At 72.1% G+C, this 16588-nt stretch carries 14 protein-coding genes and 5 pseudogenes; 8 read left to right on the forward strand and 11 right to left on the reverse strand.

The genetic code is table 11. The features are described 5' to 3' along the window. Positions 1-20 precede the first annotated feature (20 nt). The 3 genes from AC38ZX_RS15345 to AC38ZX_RS15355 form a co-directional block, all read right to left on the reverse strand. A complete protein-coding gene (locus tag AC38ZX_RS15345) occupies positions 21-302 on the reverse strand; it encodes a hypothetical protein (protein ID WP_491295081.1) in 282 nt (93 codons plus the stop codon). After that, a complete protein-coding gene (locus tag AC38ZX_RS15350; protein ID WP_491295082.1) occupies positions 286-636 on the reverse strand; it encodes a hypothetical protein in 351 nt (116 codons plus the stop codon). Before AC38ZX_RS15350 ends, AC38ZX_RS15345 begins: the two co-directional genes overlap by 17 nt. A gap of 147 nt (positions 637-783) precedes the next feature. Continuing rightward, positions 784-1836 (reverse strand): lysylphosphatidylglycerol synthase transmembrane domain-containing protein, encoded by a 1053-nt coding sequence (locus AC38ZX_RS15355; RefSeq protein ID WP_491295083.1) that lies wholly within the window; start codon positions 1834-1836, stop codon positions 784-786. Positions 1837-2018: 182 nt separating this feature from the next. Between AC38ZX_RS15355 and AC38ZX_RS15360 the strand changes: the two genes are divergently transcribed. The 3 genes and pseudogenes from AC38ZX_RS15360 (at position 2019) to AC38ZX_RS15370 (ending at position 4082) form a co-directional block, all read left to right on the forward strand. After that, a complete protein-coding gene (locus AC38ZX_RS15360; protein ID WP_491295084.1) occupies positions 2019-3119 on the forward strand; it encodes a DegT/DnrJ/EryC1/StrS family aminotransferase in 1101 nt (366 codons plus the stop codon). Between the two features lie 35 nt (positions 3120-3154). Then, positions 3155-3739, forward strand: a pseudogene (locus tag AC38ZX_RS15365) (Gfo/Idh/MocA family protein); the annotation flags it as partial. 91 nt (positions 3740-3830) lie between these two features. Then, positions 3831-4082 (forward strand): hypothetical protein, encoded by a 252-nt coding sequence (locus AC38ZX_RS15370; RefSeq protein ID WP_491295085.1) that lies wholly within the window; start codon positions 3831-3833, stop codon positions 4080-4082. A gap of 32 nt (positions 4083-4114) precedes the next feature. On the opposite strand, the gene AC38ZX_RS15375 is transcribed toward AC38ZX_RS15370, so the two are convergent. The 4 genes from AC38ZX_RS15375 to AC38ZX_RS15390 all read right to left on the reverse strand — a co-directional run bounded on the left by AC38ZX_RS15375 (position 4115) and on the right by AC38ZX_RS15390 (position 7683). Further along, positions 4115-4399 (reverse strand): DapH/DapD/GlmU-related protein, encoded by a 285-nt coding sequence (locus AC38ZX_RS15375; RefSeq protein WP_491295086.1) that lies wholly within the window; start codon positions 4397-4399, stop codon positions 4115-4117. 332 nt (positions 4400-4731) lie between these two features. After that, complete coding sequence (locus AC38ZX_RS15380) at positions 4732-5499, reverse strand: NAD-dependent epimerase/dehydratase family protein (RefSeq protein WP_491295087.1); 768 nt, start codon at positions 5497-5499, stop codon at positions 4732-4734. 34 nt (positions 5500-5533) lie between these two features. Next, positions 5534-6664, reverse strand: coding sequence for a DegT/DnrJ/EryC1/StrS family aminotransferase (locus AC38ZX_RS15385; RefSeq protein ID WP_491295088.1), 1131 nt, complete (start codon positions 6662-6664; stop codon positions 5534-5536). An 86-nt stretch (positions 6665-6750) separates the two neighbouring features. Continuing rightward, the gene (locus tag AC38ZX_RS15390) at positions 6751-7683 is read right to left on the reverse strand and encodes a glycosyltransferase family 2 protein (RefSeq protein WP_426592785.1); all 933 of its coding nucleotides are present in this window, start codon (positions 7681-7683) and stop codon (positions 6751-6753) included. A gap of 372 nt (positions 7684-8055) precedes the next feature. Here AC38ZX_RS15390 and AC38ZX_RS15395 point away from each other — a divergent pair, with 372 nt between their 5' ends. From AC38ZX_RS15395 to AC38ZX_RS15405, 3 genes and pseudogenes are all read left to right on the forward strand, one after another. Further along, positions 8056-9273, forward strand: coding sequence for an LCP family protein (locus tag AC38ZX_RS15395; RefSeq protein WP_491295089.1), 1218 nt, complete (start codon positions 8056-8058; stop codon positions 9271-9273). A gap of 641 nt (positions 9274-9914) precedes the next feature. Then, positions 9915-10097: pseudogene (locus tag AC38ZX_RS15400) on the forward strand (LCP family protein); the annotation flags it as partial. Positions 10098-10188: 91 nt separating this feature from the next. Next, entirely contained in the window at positions 10189-10779 is a 591-nt protein-coding gene (locus AC38ZX_RS15405; RefSeq protein WP_491295090.1) for an LCP family protein, read from the forward strand. Between the two features lie 22 nt (positions 10780-10801). Here AC38ZX_RS15405 and purE read toward each other — a convergent pair whose 3' ends face one another. Then, positions 10802-11344: a 5-(carboxyamino)imidazole ribonucleotide mutase gene (gene purE, locus AC38ZX_RS15410; protein WP_426592788.1), complete on the reverse strand. Its 543-nt coding sequence runs from the start codon at positions 11342-11344 to the stop codon at positions 10802-10804. A 103-nt stretch (positions 11345-11447) separates the two neighbouring features. Continuing rightward, positions 11448-12602, reverse strand: a pseudogene (locus AC38ZX_RS15415) (5-(carboxyamino)imidazole ribonucleotide synthase). 132 nt (positions 12603-12734) lie between these two features. Here AC38ZX_RS15415 and AC38ZX_RS15420 point away from each other — a divergent pair. After that, positions 12735-13268, forward strand: coding sequence for a GtrA family protein (locus AC38ZX_RS15420; protein WP_426592790.1), 534 nt, complete (start codon positions 12735-12737; stop codon positions 13266-13268). On the opposite strand, the pseudogene AC38ZX_RS15425 reads toward AC38ZX_RS15420, so the two are convergent. Next, positions 13265-14583, reverse strand: a pseudogene (locus AC38ZX_RS15425) (ATP-binding protein). The gene AC38ZX_RS15420 and the pseudogene AC38ZX_RS15425 sit on opposite strands and share 4 nt — an antisense overlap. Positions 14584-14586: 3 nt before the next feature. Further along, the gene (locus tag AC38ZX_RS15430; protein ID WP_028050342.1) at positions 14587-15288 is read right to left on the reverse strand and encodes a response regulator transcription factor; all 702 of its coding nucleotides are present in this window, start codon (positions 15286-15288) and stop codon (positions 14587-14589) included. A 6-nt stretch (positions 15289-15294) separates the two neighbouring features. Here AC38ZX_RS15430 and AC38ZX_RS15435 point away from each other — a divergent pair. Continuing rightward, positions 15295-16536 (forward strand): annotated as a pseudogene (locus AC38ZX_RS15435) (sensor histidine kinase); the annotation flags it as partial. Positions 16537-16588 lie beyond the last annotated feature (52 nt).

Genomic DNA, 16588 nt, shown 5'->3' on the forward strand with positions numbered 1-16588 from the left:
GGCAGGAATGCCGGACGCCGTCAGGCGGCGACGACCTCGTCCAGCTGACGCAGCACGTGGTCGGCGATCTCGAGGGCGGACGTCGCCGCGGGCGAGGGCGCGTCGATGACGTGCACCTGGTGCGCGGCGGACCGCACCAGGAAGTCGTCGACGAGCTGACCGTCCGCGCGCAGGGCCTGGGCCCGGACTCCTGCGGGCGCGGGGACGAGATCCTTCGCCCTGATGCCCGGGACGAGCCGCGCGAGGCTGTGCGCGAACGCCGTGCGCGAGAGGGACCGGATGACGTCACGGGCCCCGGGCACGACGTTGCGGACGCCGAGCCGCTAGGTGCCCGGCCAGGACAGGGCGTCCACGAGGTCGGCCGCCCGGACGTCGCCCAGGTGTAGGGCCCCGCATGGACGTCGCCCGTGACCGACCGGGTGAGGTGGACGGGAACCGCGGGTCCGGCACGGGGTCGATCAGGCCCCTCACGAGGGGGCGCCGCTCGGGCACCAGCTCGAGGTACTCGCGACGGAACGGGACGATGCGTGCTCCCGGGTCGACGCCGCACGCCGATGCGATGCGATCGGCGTACAGCCCGGCGCAGTTGCCCAGGGCGTCGACACGCAGCGGTCCCGACGAGGTCTCGACGACCATCGCGCCCTGCTCGACCGCGCGGAGCCGAAGGACTCCCCGAGCCGCAGCTCACCGCCCGCGGCCAGGATGTCCGCCGCGAGCGCGTCGCAGACCCCCGGGTAGCCGACGATCCCGGTGCTCTCCACCCGGAGCGCCGCTCCCTGCGACTCAGATCCCGATGCCGGGGTCTCCGACATAGGGGCCCTCGCGCCGTCGCGCGATCGCCGCGAGCGCGGCGGCACCGCCTGCCATCAGCAGGTCGGCCAGCGTGAACAGGACGCGGGAGACGGCCGCGTACGCGATGGCGGAGCCGGTCCCCACCAGCGGGGCGAGGACGGTCACGATGACCAGCCGACGCACCCCGGCACCGGACGGGAGCAGGATCGCGAACAGACCGGCGACCATGGCGATACCCATGCTGCCGACGAAGAGGAGCAGCTGCCGGCCACCGAGCTTGGCGTCGCTCCCGACGAGCAGCCAGAGCTGGAGGCCGTAGCAGCAGTAGGAGCCGAGCGCCCACGCGAGCGAGTGGAGGACCGTCCGCCTGCGGACCGGGTGGGTCGGACGCGGGCGACGCAGGAGCTTGAAGCCGAAGTTGGCGACGGCCGTCAGGACCTTCGGGTGCAGGCAGATCAGGCCGAACGGCAGCAGCACGTACAGCCAGCGGACCCACGCCAGGCTCGGGTCCTCGCTGATCAGCTGGGGCAGGGCCAGCGCGCCGACGATCAGCGCGCCGACCACGGCGACCATGAGCGAGAAGACCGTCGCGGTGAACACCCGGGTCCGGGCCAGCCCGGCCCGTCGGCCGAGCTCGAGCTGGAGGACGTACGCCCACACGGATCCCGGCAGATACTTGCCGAGCTGACCGACGAGGAAGATCTGACCGCCGCGGCGGATGCCGATCGGGGTGCCCAGATCGTCGACGAGAACCTGCCAGCTCAACGTCCCGCACCCGATCCCGACGGCGACCAGCACCGTGGCACCGACCACCGTCGTCCACGACATGTGCGAGATCGCTCGCTCGACCTCGGACCAGTTGTGCAAGAGGGTCCAGCTCGCGGCCGCGATGACCACGGTGAGCAGGACGATCCGGGCGATCGTGACGACGCGTGCACTGACCCGAGGCTTGGCGGCGGCGACAGGTGGGTCGACGACGAGGGCTCCGGTGCCCGAATTTCCGGTCTCGGCGTCGAGGTCTGGCTGCAGCCTGCTGTCGTCCATGTGCCCTTCCGTCCGGCGCCCGCCATCAACCGAGCTGCCCCAGGATCCGAGGGTGACAGGGACCTCCGGTGAGGCCGATATGATTGACGCCGCCCAACATCGTAGTAGACGGAACGCCACCCCTCACCCGAAGGCGCGTGCAACAGCGTGCCGTGACGCATCCAGAGAACCGAGGCCCGTGCATGATCCCGATCTCCCAGCTTCGACTTGGCACGGCGGTCGAGGACAAGGTCCTGCAGGTCGTCCGCTCGGGCATGATCGCGCAGGGACCGGTCGTCGCCGAGCTCGAGCGCGGGTTCGCGGACATCGTCGGCGCCGAGCACGCGATCGCCGTGAACAACGGCACGACGGCACTCGTCGCGGCCCTCGAGGTGCTTGACCTGCAGCCCGGCGACGAGGTCATCACCAGCCCGTTCACGTTCGTCGCCACCCTGAACGCGATCATCGAGGCCGGCGCGGTCGTGCGCTTCGGTGACATCTCGACGGCGGACTACAACCTCGACGCGGCGTCGGTGGCGCAGCTGGTGGGCCCGCGGACGCGGGCGGTGCTGCCCGTCCACCTCTACGGGCAGACGGCGGACATGGCCGCGTTCGCCGAGCTGACCGCGAGCCACGACCTCGCACTGGTCGAGGACGCCGCCCAGGCCCTCGGCGCGTCGTTCGACGGCAAGGGCGCCGGTTCGTTCGGGACGGGCTGCTTCTCGCTCTACGCGACCAAGAACCTCACCAGCGGTGAGGGCGGCATGATCACGACGAACGACGCGGCCACGGCGGACAGGCTGCGCGTGCTGCGCAACCAGGGGATGCGTCAGCGCTACCAGTACGAGATGCCCGGTCACAACTACCGGATGACCGACCTGCAGGCCGCTGTCGCCGTCCCGCAGCTGACCACCTACCCGGAGCAGGTCAAGGCGCGTGTCGTCAACGCGGCGCTGCTCACGGACCTGCTCCGTGACATCCCGGGGCTCGAGCCCCCCGCCGCCCTACCGGGCCGCGAGCACGTCTGGCACCAGTACACGGTGCTCCTGCCCAGCGAGAGCGCCGCCGACCGGGAGTCGATCGTCGAGGAGCTTGCCCAGCGTGGCGTCGGCTCGGGCATCTACTACCCGCGACCGGTGTACGACTACGCCTGCTACCGCGAGCACCCGTTGGTCGTCCTGCCGGAGGCCCCTGTGGCCGAGGACGTCGCCGCCCGCTGCTTGTCGCTCCCCGTCCACCCCGGCCTGTCCGAGGACGACGTCGCCACGGTCGCGACGGTCCTGCGCGCCGTGCTCGCACGATGACGCGCCCGAACGTCGCGCTCGTCGGCGCGGGGTCGATGGGCACGAACCACGCACGCGTGATCGCGGGCTCCGACCGCGCCGACCTCGCCTGGGTCGTCGATCCCCGACGGGAAGCGGGCGAGCCGCTCGCCGAGCGGTTCGGCGCACGCTGGGCGCCGGACCTGGAGAGCACGGTCGGCACCCACGCGGTCGTGATCGCGGCGGCGACGGAGTGGCACCACCAGCTCGCGACCGATGCGCTCGAGCGGGGGCTCCCCCTGCTGGTCGAGAAGCCGATGTGCCCCTCGCTCGAGGACACCGAGGAGATCATCCGGCTCAGCGAGCGCGTCGGGGCGCCGCTCATGTGCGGCTTCCTCGAGCGGTACAACCCTGCCTTCCTGGTCGCCCGCGGCATGCTGTCCGAGCCACGCTACGTCCGCGCCGAGCGCCACTCGCCCTACGCGCCGCGCATCAAGACCGGCGTGGCGTGGGACCTGCTCGTGCACGACGTCGACCTGATCGCGCAGCTCTTCGGCGGGGCCGACCCGGACAGCCTCGCTGTCGAGGTCGGGCAGTACCACCCGCTGTCCAGCCCGGGCGCGGAGGACGTGATCGAGACGAGCCTGAGGTTCGCCGACGGCGGCATCGCCTCGGCCTCGGCCTCCCGGATCAGCCAGCAGAAGGTGCGCAAGCTCGTCATCCACGAAGCTCGATCGCACGATCGAGGTCGACATGCTCCGCCGGGGGGTGACCGCGTACCGGCACACCCGCGTGCAGTCGGACGAAGAGGGCTCGACCTATCGCCAGGCGACGGAGATCGAGATCCCCGAGGTCATCGGCAAGGAGCCGCTGATCACCCAGTTCGACCGGTTCGTCGACCTGATCGAGGGCACGATCGACGCCGACGAGGAGCGTGCGTCGGCGCTGCCCGCCCACCGGATCGTCGAGCGGGCGCTCGTGGCCTCGCGTGCGACCACAGTCTGACGGGTCTGACGGGTGACCGGCGGCGCCGGACGCTAGGGCTGCACCGCCGGGAAGGCCGGCCGGCCGTCGTCATCGAAGGCGACGTCGGCGACCACCCGCGCCGGCACGCCCGCGACGACCGTCCGGGTGGCGACGTCGGCGGTCACCACGGCGCCGGCGCCGACGACGGCCTCGTCGCCGATCGTGACGCCCATCATCACCACCGCGTTGGCGCCGATGAACACCCGGTCGCCGATCGAGACGGGCTTGCGCTCCACCTCCGTGAACCGGCGCCCAGACACGCACCGCCGCACGCTCGAGTGCGTGTAGATGTGCACGCCGGGCCGATGTCGCAGCCGGCGCCGATCGTCAGGCCGCCGGAACCGTCCACGACCGTGAACGCTCCGATCCATGTGCCGGCGCCGATCTGCGGCGTCCCGACGATCCAGGCGAGTCGTTGTACGGGTTCTCGGGCAGCGACCCGGCCGACGGAGCCCGCCCGGCTTCAGTCATCCGCCGGTCCGGATCAGGTCCGTCATCCCGGTGACCACGTCGATCGTCGGCTCGAAGCCGAGGATCTCCTGGGCACGACGGACGTCGGCGGCCCGCCGGCTGACCAGCACGTCGCGAGGGTTGAAGATCGGCTCGACGTCCGCGCCGACAGCGGCGATCAGGATGCGCGCGACTCGGCGATCGACGTGTCGATGCCCGTCCCGATGTTGATCGGCAGGTTCGCCTGCTCGGACTCGAGCGCGAGGACGGCCGAGCGCGCGATGTCGTGGACGTGGATGAAGTCCATCGACTGCTCGCCCGAGCCGTCGATGACGGGCGCCTCGCCGTTGCGGAGGCGGTTGACGAAGTGGTTGATGACCGAGGTGTAGTACGCCGTGGTCTTCTGACCCGGGCCGTACACGTTGAAGAACCGAAGCGCGATCCACGAGAGGTTGGCGCGTCGCTGGTAGAAGCCGAGCAGGTCCTCACCGGCACGCTTCGAGATGCAGTACGGGGTCAGCGGCGACAGCTTGTCGTCCTCGTGCATCGGCAGGTGCTCGGGGTCGCCGTACACCGACGCGCTCGAGGCGAAGACGAGCCGCTCCACGCCGTGGTCGGCAGCAGCCGCGAACACGTTGTGGTTGCCGATCATGTTGATGTCCATGGACTCGTACGGGTCCGACTGGCTCTTGTTGATCGATACGGCCGCGAAGTGGATGACGTGGCTGCAGCCCTTCATGGCCTGGTGAACGGCGCCGCCGTAGCGCACGTCCTGGTCGATCAGCTCGACGTCGCCGGTCGCGGCGAGCTTCGCGATCGCGTCCCGGTCCCCCCGGAACATGTTGTCGAAGATGCGCACCCCGTAGCCGCGCTCGAGCAGCATCGGGACGACGTGGAGGCCGATGAAGCCGGCACCACCGGTGAAGAAGACGGTCTTCTTGGACATGCGGGCGTTGCTCCTGCTCTTGGTGGGGGGCCGCTCAGCGGCGATGGTCGGCCGAGGTGACGATGCGGCGTACGCCGGCGGCGACACGCTCGACCTCGTCGTCGGTGAGGTTGGCGTGCATCGGGATGGCGAGGTGGCGGGCGAACAGGTCGCGGGAGACCGGCAGGTGCACGTCGGCGCCGTACACCGGCTGGACGTGCGAGGCGTACGTGCCGAAGTTGCACTGGATGCCCTCGGCCCGCAGCGCGTGCGCGACGGAGCCGCGGTTGACCTCGGTGCCCAACGTCAGCACGTACGACTGCCAGGGGTGCTCCCGGTCCTCGAGCGCGACCGGCAGCGTGAGCTCCTCGACGTCGCCGAGAAGCTGCTCGTACGCGCCGGCCACCCGTCGCCGCGCCGAGAGCAGCTCGGGCAGGCGGGTGACCTGGACGGACATGATCGCCGCCGCCACGTCCGACAGCCGATAGTTCCAGCCGGCCTCGTCGAACGAGGGGATCGGCAGGTCCTGCGACCCGGCCCGCGACAGCGCCGGCTCGATCCCGTACGTGTGCAGCTTGCGCGCGTGGTCGGCGAGGTCGGCCCGATCGGTCGTCAGCGCGCCACCCTCGCCGGCCGTGATGCCCTTGCGGCCGTGGAAGCTGAACGTCGCGAGGTCCGCGAGCGACCCTGCCGGGCGGCCGTGGTAGGTGGCGCCCGCCGAGCAGGCAGCGTCCTCCATGAGCCACAGCCCGTGCTTGTCCGCGATCCGACGGAGCTCGTCGTAGTCGGCGGGCTGGCCGAACACGTCGACCGCCAGGATGCCCACCGTGCGCGGCGTGATCGCGGCCTCGACCGCCGCCGGATCCATGCTCCAGATATCGGGTCGTACGTCGACGAAGACCGGTCGCGCACCGGTCCACATCACCGAGTGTCCGGTGGCGGGGAACGTGTAGTCCCCGACGATCACCTCGTCGCCGGGGCCCGCACCGAGGACGGTGAGGCCCAGGTGGAGGGCTGAACCGCAGTTGGAGGTGGCGAGGACGTGCTCCGTCCCGGCCACCGCAGCGAAGTCGTTCTCGAAGGTCTTGCACGCGGGCCCTGCTCCCGACAGCCACCCCGATGCGAACACCTCGGCGATAGCGCGGAAGCTCGGGCTCGCCCACGGTGGGTTGCCCCAGCGCGACATCCATGCGATCTACTCCCAACGTCGGCGACAGGCTATCAGCGGTTCTCCGAGCGACCTCGCACCGGGTCGAGCACCGACAGGTGCAGCTAACGGACGTCCTGGACGATGTAGACGGGGCGCCGCCGCGCGTCGTCGCCGGCGCGCGAGACGTATTGCCCGAGCACCCCGAGCGCCACCACCTGCACGCCCACGGCACCGAGGACGACGCCGACGAGCATGAGACCGGTGCCCTGTGCGCCCACGAGGGCCATCACGAGCGCGGCCACCAGGGCGACGAGACCGAGACCGGCCATGGCGAAGCCGGCGAGCAGCACCCAGGTCAGCGGGACCGCGGAGAACTCGACGATCGAGTCGAGAACCAGCTTGACCTTCTTCGCCGAGGTCCATCGGCTCTCGCCGTACGGGCGCGGCAGCTGCTCGAAGTAGACGCGTCGCTGGTCGAAGCCGGTCCACGCGGCCATCGCGAGCACGTTGCGGTTCTGTTCGGGCATCGCGTTGAGCACGTCCATCACGCGCCGCGAGACCAGGATGTGCGACGGCCCCTCCCTGGGGTAGGTCGGGACCGTCGAGATCGCGTTGAACGTGGTCGAGAAGCTTCGGGCGAAGAACTCGTTCGAGCCGCCCTTCGACGACCGGACCGCCCGCAGACCCCAGACGAGGTCGGCCCCGGACCGCCACTCCTCGATGAAGCTGTGCACCGCGCTGAGCGGTTCCTGCCGGTCCGCGCTCAGCGTCAGGGCAGCGTCGCCCGAGCAGTGCGCGAAGCCTGCCGAGATCGCCGCGTGCGCGCCGAAGTTGCGGGAGAAGACGACCACCTTCGCCCGGTCCTCGGGGCGCAGGAGCTCGACGAGCGCGTCGGACGTGCCGTCGGTCGATCCGTCGTCGACGACGACGAGCTCGAACTCGAGGTCCGGCACCGACGCGCGGATCTCGCGATAGAACGAGACGATCTCGGCCGCACCCTCGTGCTCGTTGTAGGCCGGGATGATGATGGACAAGGTCCCCTGTGCTGACGTCATACGACTTCACTTCACTCGAGCGCACGCCGTGCGCGACACTGCCGGACGGGTTCGTGGCGGGGGCCGCCGATGTTTCGCGCACCGGCCGCGGGCCGCACGAAAGGCTACCGGAGCCGGGATCGGACACGGTGCGACGGGACCGGCGCGTTCGATCGGGCCGACGACGCGGGCGATGATGCTGGCTCCGGTGTCCGGACGGGCGACCGGTGAGCGCTGCGTCGGGCACGGCGATCGCGTGGATCTCGTCGACACCGTCCCGGACGCCGCCGGCGAGACTCGACGCGCGACCAGGTCGCTGATCTGCACAGATCCTCCACGACGCCGGACCGTGTGCTCCCCGTGGTCGAAACATCCACCTCCTACGATCATCCGGTGACTGTTCGCCACGCCTCCCCCTCGCGCCCCCGTGCCGCCCGGCACGCTCGACGTGTCCGGACCCACGGCGTGCTGCGCGGCGTCGCCCTGACGGGTGTCGCCGTCCTCGTGTTCGCCGTCGCTGGGGGGGCCGCCGTCGCCGCCAAGCTGCAGGGCAACCTCGACCAGGTCGACGTCTCCGCGCTCGTCGCGCCCTTGGCGACACCGACGGCGGCACCGGACCCGAACGACCCGAACAAGGGCAACCCGGTCAACATCCTGGTCCTGGGCTCGGACTCGCGCGCCGGGGTCAACGCCCAGATCGGTGGCAAGGCGGAGGGGATGCGTTCGGACACGGCGATGGTCGTGCACATCTCGGCGGACCGGTCCCGGATCTCCGTCGTCTCGATCCCCCGCGACTCGCTGGTCAGCATCCCGTCGTGCACCATGACGAACGGGAAGACCACCCGCGCCACGACGGGCATGTTCAACTCCGCGTTCGCGACCGGTTGGGACAACGGCGGCGACATGGCCTCCGCCGCGGCCTGCACGATCAACACCGTGCAGCACGACACCGGCGTCACGATCAACCACTTCGTCGTCGTCGACTTCTCCGGCTTCCAGCAGATGGTCCAGTCCATCGGCGGGGTGCCCATGTGCATCCAGAGCAAGATCTCGGACAAGGACTCCGGCCTGTTCCTCAACCCCGGCAACCAGGTCCTCGACGGACAGACGGCGCTCGCGTTCGCGCGGGCCCGGCACAACGTGGGCGACGGTTCGGACATCAACCGCATCGGCAACCAGCAGCAGCTGGTCGCCGCGATGGTCCGTGAGGTCCTGTCCCGTGACGTGCTCACCAACCCGGGCAAGCTGGTGTCGTTCCTCAGCGCGGCGACGAGCTCGCTCACGACCGACAAGCAGATGTCGATCACGGACATGACCGGCCTCGCCTACAACCTGCGGAACATCGACCGTGACAACATCACGTTCATGACAGTCCCGTGGGCACCGGCCAAGTCCGACAAGAACCGCGTCGAGTGGACCTCCGCCGCGACCCAGGTCTGGGCGGACATCGCGAACGACGCGGCGCCGAGCGGCGCCACGGTCCCGGCCCCGACCGCCACCACCGCGCCCGTGCCGGGTGCCACCACCGCCCCGGTCACCCCGACGCCCACCCAGACCAAGAAGGCGGGCAAGGAAGAGTTCTCGGTCGCCGACACCACCGCCGTCTGCTGATGACGTCGGACGACCGCACCGTCCGCACCCCGCCGCCGAGCTTCGCGCCGGCCGGCAGCGCGCGACCCTCCGACCCCACGCCTGCCGAGCCGATCGTCGTCGGCCGCCCACCGCAGCGACCCGCGCCCTCGGCAACCCGTCAGCCCGCGGCACGACGACCGGCAGACGCGCCGCCGGCTGAGGCGGCGCAGGCCAACGTGTCGCCGCCCGCGGCGCCTCCGGCCCAGCGGCTCCCGTCGCGACCCGCGATGCCGGCGTCGATCGCGCCCCCTGGGGCGTCACGGTCCCCCGAGGGCTCCACCGCCGCCGCGCCACGGCCCGCAGCCGCCCCGATCGAGGTGCCGGGCGCACGGCCGCCCAGCCGCCCGGTGCCGCCCCGCCGGCCACCGGGTGCGGCGGCGTCCGCGTCCGCGCCGGCCGCCGCCGGTGCACCCGCCTCCTTCTCGCCGTCGACCGCCTCGCGCAGCACCTCGTCGCGCCCCTCGGGCCAACGTCCGCCGGTCCGACCGACGCCGGCGGGCTCGGGCAGCCCGAGCGGGCCCGTGGAGCAGGCCGAGCGTCGCAGGCGCCGGTGGCCGCTGGTCGCGTTCCTCGCGGTCGTCCTCGTCGCTGCCCTGCTCGCGTGGCCGATCGGCCTGACGATGTGGGCCAACGGCAAGGTCCAGCACACGTCGGCACTCAGCGGCGCACCGAACACGCCGGGCACCACGTACCTGCTCACCGGCTCGGACTCCCGCGCCGACGGCTCGGTCGGCAACGACGGCACCGAGGGTGCACGGACCGACACGATCCTGCTGCTGCAGGTCCCCGCGAGCGGGCCCACGTCGCTGATCTCGCTCCCCCGCGACACCTACGTCGCGATCCCGGGGCACGGTTCGGCCAAGCAATGCCGCCTTCTCCTGGGGGCAGGCACCGTTGCTGGTCAAGACCGTCGAGGGCCTGACCGGTCTGACCGTGGACCACTACGCGGAGATCGGGATGGCCGGCGTCGAGCAGGTGGTCGACGCCGTCGGCGGGGTGAACCTCTGCTACGACGCCGCCGTGAACGACGTCGACTCGGGGATGGTGTGGACGCCCGGCTGCCACGACGTCGTCGGCTCGCAGGCGCTCTCGTTCGCGCGCATGCGCAAGTCGGACCCGACGGGCGACGTCGGCCGTGCCGAGCGGCAGCGCCAGCTGATCAGCGCGGTCATGGGCAAGGTCAAGCCGCAGTCGCTGGTCCTCCACCCGAACCAGCAGGTCGCGCTCATCGACGCCGGCACGGCCGCGCTGACGGTGAGCGACGGGACCGGGATCGTCGACCTGGGCAAGCTCGCGCTCGCGTTCCGCGCGGCGAACGGGCCCGGCGGCGTGACGGGCACGCCGCCGATCAAGAGCCTCGACTACCGCCCGGGGGGCGTCGGCTCGACCGTCGAGCTGGATCCCGCCCTCACGCCGGCGTTCTGGGTGGCCGTCCGGGACGGCACCCTGCCGCCGGGCAAGGTCGGCGGGATGCCCGGCGCCTGAGGCTCCGGCCGCCGACGACGCCCTACAGGCTGAACCCGATGGTCGGCCGGCTCGCGGCGCTGTGCGAGCGGAGCCGCGCACCCTTGGACTCGGCCTGACCCTGCAGCTCGACCTGGAAAGCGGCCAGGGCGGTCCGGATCCGGGTCGCCTGGGCGCCCTCGCCGGACGCGAGGATGCGGGCAGCGAGCAGACCCGCGTTCTTGGCGCCGCCGATCGACACGGTGGCCACGGGGACCCCGGCGGGCATCTGCACGATGGACAGCAGCGAGTCGAGACCGTCGAGCAGCGCCAGCGGGACCGGGACACCGACCACCGGCAGTGTGGTGACGGACGCGAGCATCCCCGGCAGGTGGGCCGCACCGCCGGCTCCGGCGATGATCACCTTCAGGCCACGGTCCGCCGCCGTGCGGCCGTACTCGATCATCTTCTCGGGCTGCCGGTGCGCGGAGACCACGTCCACCTCGACCGGCACACCGAAATCGGCGAGGACGTCGGACGCGGCCTGCATGACCGCCCAGTCCGAGTCCGATCCCATGACGATCCCGACCAGGGCCTGCGCTGCCATCACGTTTCTCCGTCTGCTCGTTCACCTGCGACCTGACCTGCGACGGGGTCCATCATGTCCCAGCCGGCGCGGGCGACCGCCCGTGTTCGCGAGGGGCAGACAGTCAGGCGGGATCGCCGCGCAGCAGGGCCGCGGCGGCGACCGCACGCGCCCGGACGTCGGCCAGGTCGTCCCCGCTCACGTTCACGTGCCCGACTTGCGTCCGGCGCGGACCTCCTTGCCGTACAGGTGCACCTTCGCCGCCGGGTCTCGACGACCGACGTCGGCCAGCGCGTCCGTCGGGTCGGCCAGGGCGCTGCCGAGCACGTTGGCCATCACGGTCCAGGTCGCGGTCGGCGTCGTGTCGCCCAGCGGGAGGTCCAGGACCGCGCGCAGGTGCTGCTCGAACTGGCTGGTGACCGCGCCGTCGATCGTCCAGTGCCCCGAGTTGTGCGGCCGCATCGCCAGCTCGTTCACCAGGACCGTCGGCGTGCCGTCCGCGCCAGGGACCTCGAAGAGCTTCGACCGCGAGCACCCCGGTCACGCCCAGCCCCTCGGCGATCCGGGTCGCCACGTCGACGGCCTGGTCCCGGGTCGCCGGGTCGAGGTGGGGCGCCGGCGCGACGACCTCCGCGCACACCCCGTCCCGCTGCACCGACTCGACGACCGGCCACGTGCGGACCTCGCCGCTCGGGCTGCGCGCGACCAGGACCGCGAGCTCGCGCGTGAACGCGACCTTCTCCTCGGCGAGCAGCGCGGCGCCGGTGCCGGCCCGGGCGGCGGCCAACCAGTCGGCGACGTCCTCGCTGGACCGCACGACACGGACGCCCTTGCCGTCGTAGCCGCCGCGGGACGTCTTGACGACGGCCTCGCCGCCCGCCAGGAACGCGTCGAGGTCTGTCGAGGAGGTCAGCGCAGCCCATCGGGGGCACGGCACGCCCAGCTCGGTCAGCCGCGTACGCATCACGATCTTGTCCTGCGCGTGCACCAGCGCGACGGCCCGCGGCTGCACCGACGTGCCGGCCGCCTCCAGCCGGTCCAGGAGCGCGTTGGGGACGTGCTCGTGCTCGAACGTCAGCGCGTCGGCGCCGACGGCCAACCGCTCGACCGCCACCTCGTCGGACGCGGCGCCCACGGGCGCGTCAACCACCACCTGGGCCGCCGACGACGTCGGGTTCTCTACCAGCACCCGCAGGTGCAGGCCGAGGGCCGTCGCCGCGGGCGCCATCATCCGGGCCAGCTGGCCGCCACCCACCACCGCCACCACAGGAGCCGTCACGGGCGACGACACTAGTCGAGGGCGTCGAGACGCGTGCGCACAGGCAGCGTCCAGCCAGTCGGGATATCCTCGCGACCGCACCGGCTGATGGGGGGCGGGAGCACGAGCCGAGCGGTGGGAGAAGCTGTGAGCATGAGCGACGAGCTGACCGACGGGTTCACCGTGCCCCGCGGATCGACCGCGGCGACCGTCGCGCCCGAGCCCGCGCTCGCCGTCTCGGCCTCGAGGGCCCGCGCCTACGAGATCCTGCGCTTCCTGTCGGTCGGCGGGCTCGCCTTCGTCGTGGACCTCGGCCTGTTCAACCTGCTGCGGTTCGGCCCGGGGCACCTGCTCGAGCACAAGCCGGTGACGGCCAAGGTCATCTCCCTGGTCGCGGCCACCCTGGTCTCGTGGATCGGGAACCGGCACTGGACGTTCTCCCAGGAGCGGACCAACCGGCAGGCGCGCGAGCTGGTCGTCTTCGCCACCATCAACATCGTGTGCGCCGGCATCCCGGTGCTGACCCTGGCCTTCTCGCACTACACGCTCGGCCTGACCAACGCCTTGGCCGACAACGTGGCCACCGTCATCGGGATCGCGATCGGCACGGTCCTGCGCTACGTCGGCTACAAGCGCTGGGTCTTCACGGGCCACCCTGCCGCGGCAGGACAGCAGCAGAGGGTCTAGCGACGGCGCGAGTCGGGGCGCGTCACCACCGTGCCCATCGGCACGACGGCGTCCGGACGCAGCGACACCGGCACCCCGGACAGGAACAGGGCGAACACCGCCGGCCGGCGCTGAGCGAGCTCGAGCCGGCCGCCGTCCGCCGAGGCCAGGTCGCGGGCCAGTGCCAGGCCCAGGCCTGTCCCCCGCCCCGACGTCACCTCCCGTTCGAAGATCCGTGGCGCGAGGTCGTCGGGCACGCCCGCGCCCTCGTCGGCAACCTCCACCACGACCGCGGCGGACGGTCCACCCGTGCGCGCGCGGACGGTCGTCGTGCCGGCGCCGTGCTTGAGCGAGTTCTCGATCAGGGTCGCGAGGACCTGCGCGAGCGCACCGGGCGTCGCGAGCACCTGCGTCGTCGGGTCGACCTCGACGACGAGGTGCCGGCCTGCCACGTCGAACGTCGGCTGCCACTCCTCCTCCTGCTGGCGCACGACGTCCAGGAGCATCAGGGCCTCGGTCGTGCCGCCCTGCGCGCGCCGTGGCTGGCCAGCAGGTCGTCGACCACCCGGACCAGACGCTCCACCTGCTCCAGCGAGATCCGCGCCTCCTCGCTGACGCCCGGGTCGTCGGTGGCGAGCATGATCTCCTCGAGCCGCATGGTCAGCGCGGTCAGGGGCGTGCGCAGCTGGTGGGACGCGTCCGAGGCGAACTGACGCTCGGCGGCCAGCCGCGCGGCCATCCGGTCGGCGCTGCGGGCGAGCTCGGCGGCCACCAGGTCGATCTCCTCGACCCCCGACGGCTCGAGCCGTGGCCGCACCTGGCCCGCGCCGAGCTGCTCCGCGGACGCGGCGAGGTAGACGAGCGGGGCGGTGAGCCGGTTGGCCTGCCAGATCGCCATCGCGATCCCGGCGGCGAAGGCGACGACGGCCGCCGCGACCACGAGCGCGATCACCCGGGCGCTGAGCCAGAAGACGTCCCACCAGGACACGTAGAGGTTGACCACGGCGCCCGCGCTGGACGTGACCTGGACCGACAGGGTGCGGCCCTGCACGTGGTTGCCTGCCAGGTAGATCTCACCGTCGGGCGCCTGGACGGTCACCGAGGCCGGGATGTCCCCCGGCCCACCGGTCGCGTTCTCGAGCATGCGGTCGGTGAGGTCGATGTTCTGCTGCATGCGGAAGTCGACGGAGCGCGCGACGCTGTCGGCGCGGGCCTTGAGGGCCTGCATCTCGTTCTCGCGCACGAGCTGCGCACCCAGGAACGCCAGAGGAAAGCCCAGCAGGACGACCGCGACGGTGACCGCCGCGATCGTCGCCTGCAGGACGCGACGACGCAACGCTCAGCCGCCCGTGCTGCTGCTCGCGCCACCGGTCTCGAAGCGGAAACCCATGCCGCGGACGGTGGTCACGTACCGCGGCGCGTTGGCGTCGTCGCCGAGCTTGCGACGCAGCCACGACACGTGCATGTCGAGCGTCTTGGTCGAGCCGGTCGGGTCCGAGCCCCAGACCTCGCGCATGAGCGTCTCGCGGGCCACGACCGTTCCGGCCGCGCCGACGAGCACGCGCAGCAGGTCGAACTCCTTGGCCGTGAGGTGCAGCTCGCGCTCGCCCTGGAAGGCACGGTGCGCCGCGACGTCGACGCGGACGTTCTGCGCGTGCACCTCGTCCTCGTCGCCGGGGTCCCCGACGCTGCGCCGCAGCAGGGCACGGACGCGCGCCAGGAGCTCGGCCAGGCGGAACGGCTTGGTCACGTAGTCGTCGGCGCCGGCGTCCAGGCCGACCACCAGGTCGACCTCGTCGGCGCGTGCGGTCAGGACCAGCAGCGGCGTGGTCAGCCCGAGGTTGCGGATGGCCCGCGCGACGTCGAGCCCGTCCATGTCCGGCAGGCCGAGGTCCAGCACGACGAGGTCGGCAGCTGCCGCACCGTCGATCGCACCTTGACCCGTTCCTTGCACGCGCACGTCATAACCTTCACGCCCGAGGGCGCGGGCCAAAGGCTCGGCAATCGCGGGATCGTCCTCTGCCAGCAACACCTGGGTCATTCGCCCATGTTAGGTCACGAGACGGTGTTGTCGGCCACTGCAGGGTGTGACCAATTCCGTGCCCCCTCGGGTGGACGGCGCGTCCGCCCCGGGGGGCACGACGGTGGCGGACCGCGCCTCTACCCTCGGACGGTGACGAGTTGGGAGCGGCTCCTGCGCTGGGAGGAGGACCACCGCTTCGTCGTCGACGCCACGCTGGCTGCGCTGCTGCTGGTCGTCCTGCTCCCGTCGTCGATCGCGTTCAGCGCCGCGACCGGCAACGTCAGCACGCGCCTGGCCGCCGTCGTCACGGTCGGGCTCGTCGCCCCGCTCGCCTGGCGCCGCACGGCACCGACCGCCTCGACGGCGGCCGTCTACTTCGTCGCCCTCCTGCAGGTGCTCGCCGGGGCGCCCATCGTGTTCCCCGCGGACGCCGCCGTGCTGGTGGCGCTGTACTCGGTCACCGTGCACGGTCCGCGCTGGGCGCACCGGGTCGCCATCGCCGGCGCCCTGCTCGGCTCGGTGCTGCTCGCGTTCTCGATCGGCAGCTGGACCGACTCCTCGGGCGCCCGGGCGGTGTCGCTCTTCACGGCCGTCGCGGCGCTCGCCGTGTGGGCGTTCGGGCTGCTCCGGCGCACGCGTCGCGAGCGGATCGAGGCGCTCGAGGACCGAGCCCGGCGCCTGGAGACCGAGCGCGACCAGCAGTCCAAGATCGCCACCGCCGCGGAGCGTGCCCGCATCGCGCGCGAGATGCACGACATCGTGGCGCACTCCCTGACGGTCATGATCGCCCAGGCCGACGGCGGGCGGTACGCGGCCGAGGCCGACCCGTCGGCGCCCACCCGGGCCCTGCGCACGATCGGCGAGACCGGACGTGCCGCGCTCACCGACATGCGCCGGCTCCTCGGGGTGCTGCGCGACAGCGACGGCCCGGCGCCGGAGTTCCAGCCCCAGCCTGCCGAGACCGACGTGGGCGCCCTGGTCGAGCAGATGCGGGCCAGCGGCATGCGGGCCTCGCTCGTCCGGATGGGATCGCCCCGCACCCTGCCGCCCGGTACGGGACTGACCGTCTACCGGATCGCCCAGGAGGCGCTGACCAACGTGCTCAAGCACGCCGGTCCGGACCCGCTGGTCAACGTGCTCGTGCAGTGGCTGCCGGACGCGATCGTGCTCGAGGTCAGCGACGACGGCCGCGGTGCCTCGGCCGACTCGGACGGGCTCGGTCAGGGGCTGCTCGGCATGCGCGAACGCGCAACGATGTTCGCGGGCACGGTCAGCGCCGGCCCGCGACCCGGGGGCGGCTTCCGGGTCCGCGCCAGCT

The organism is Cellulomonas sp. McL0606 (assembly GCF_058248365.1).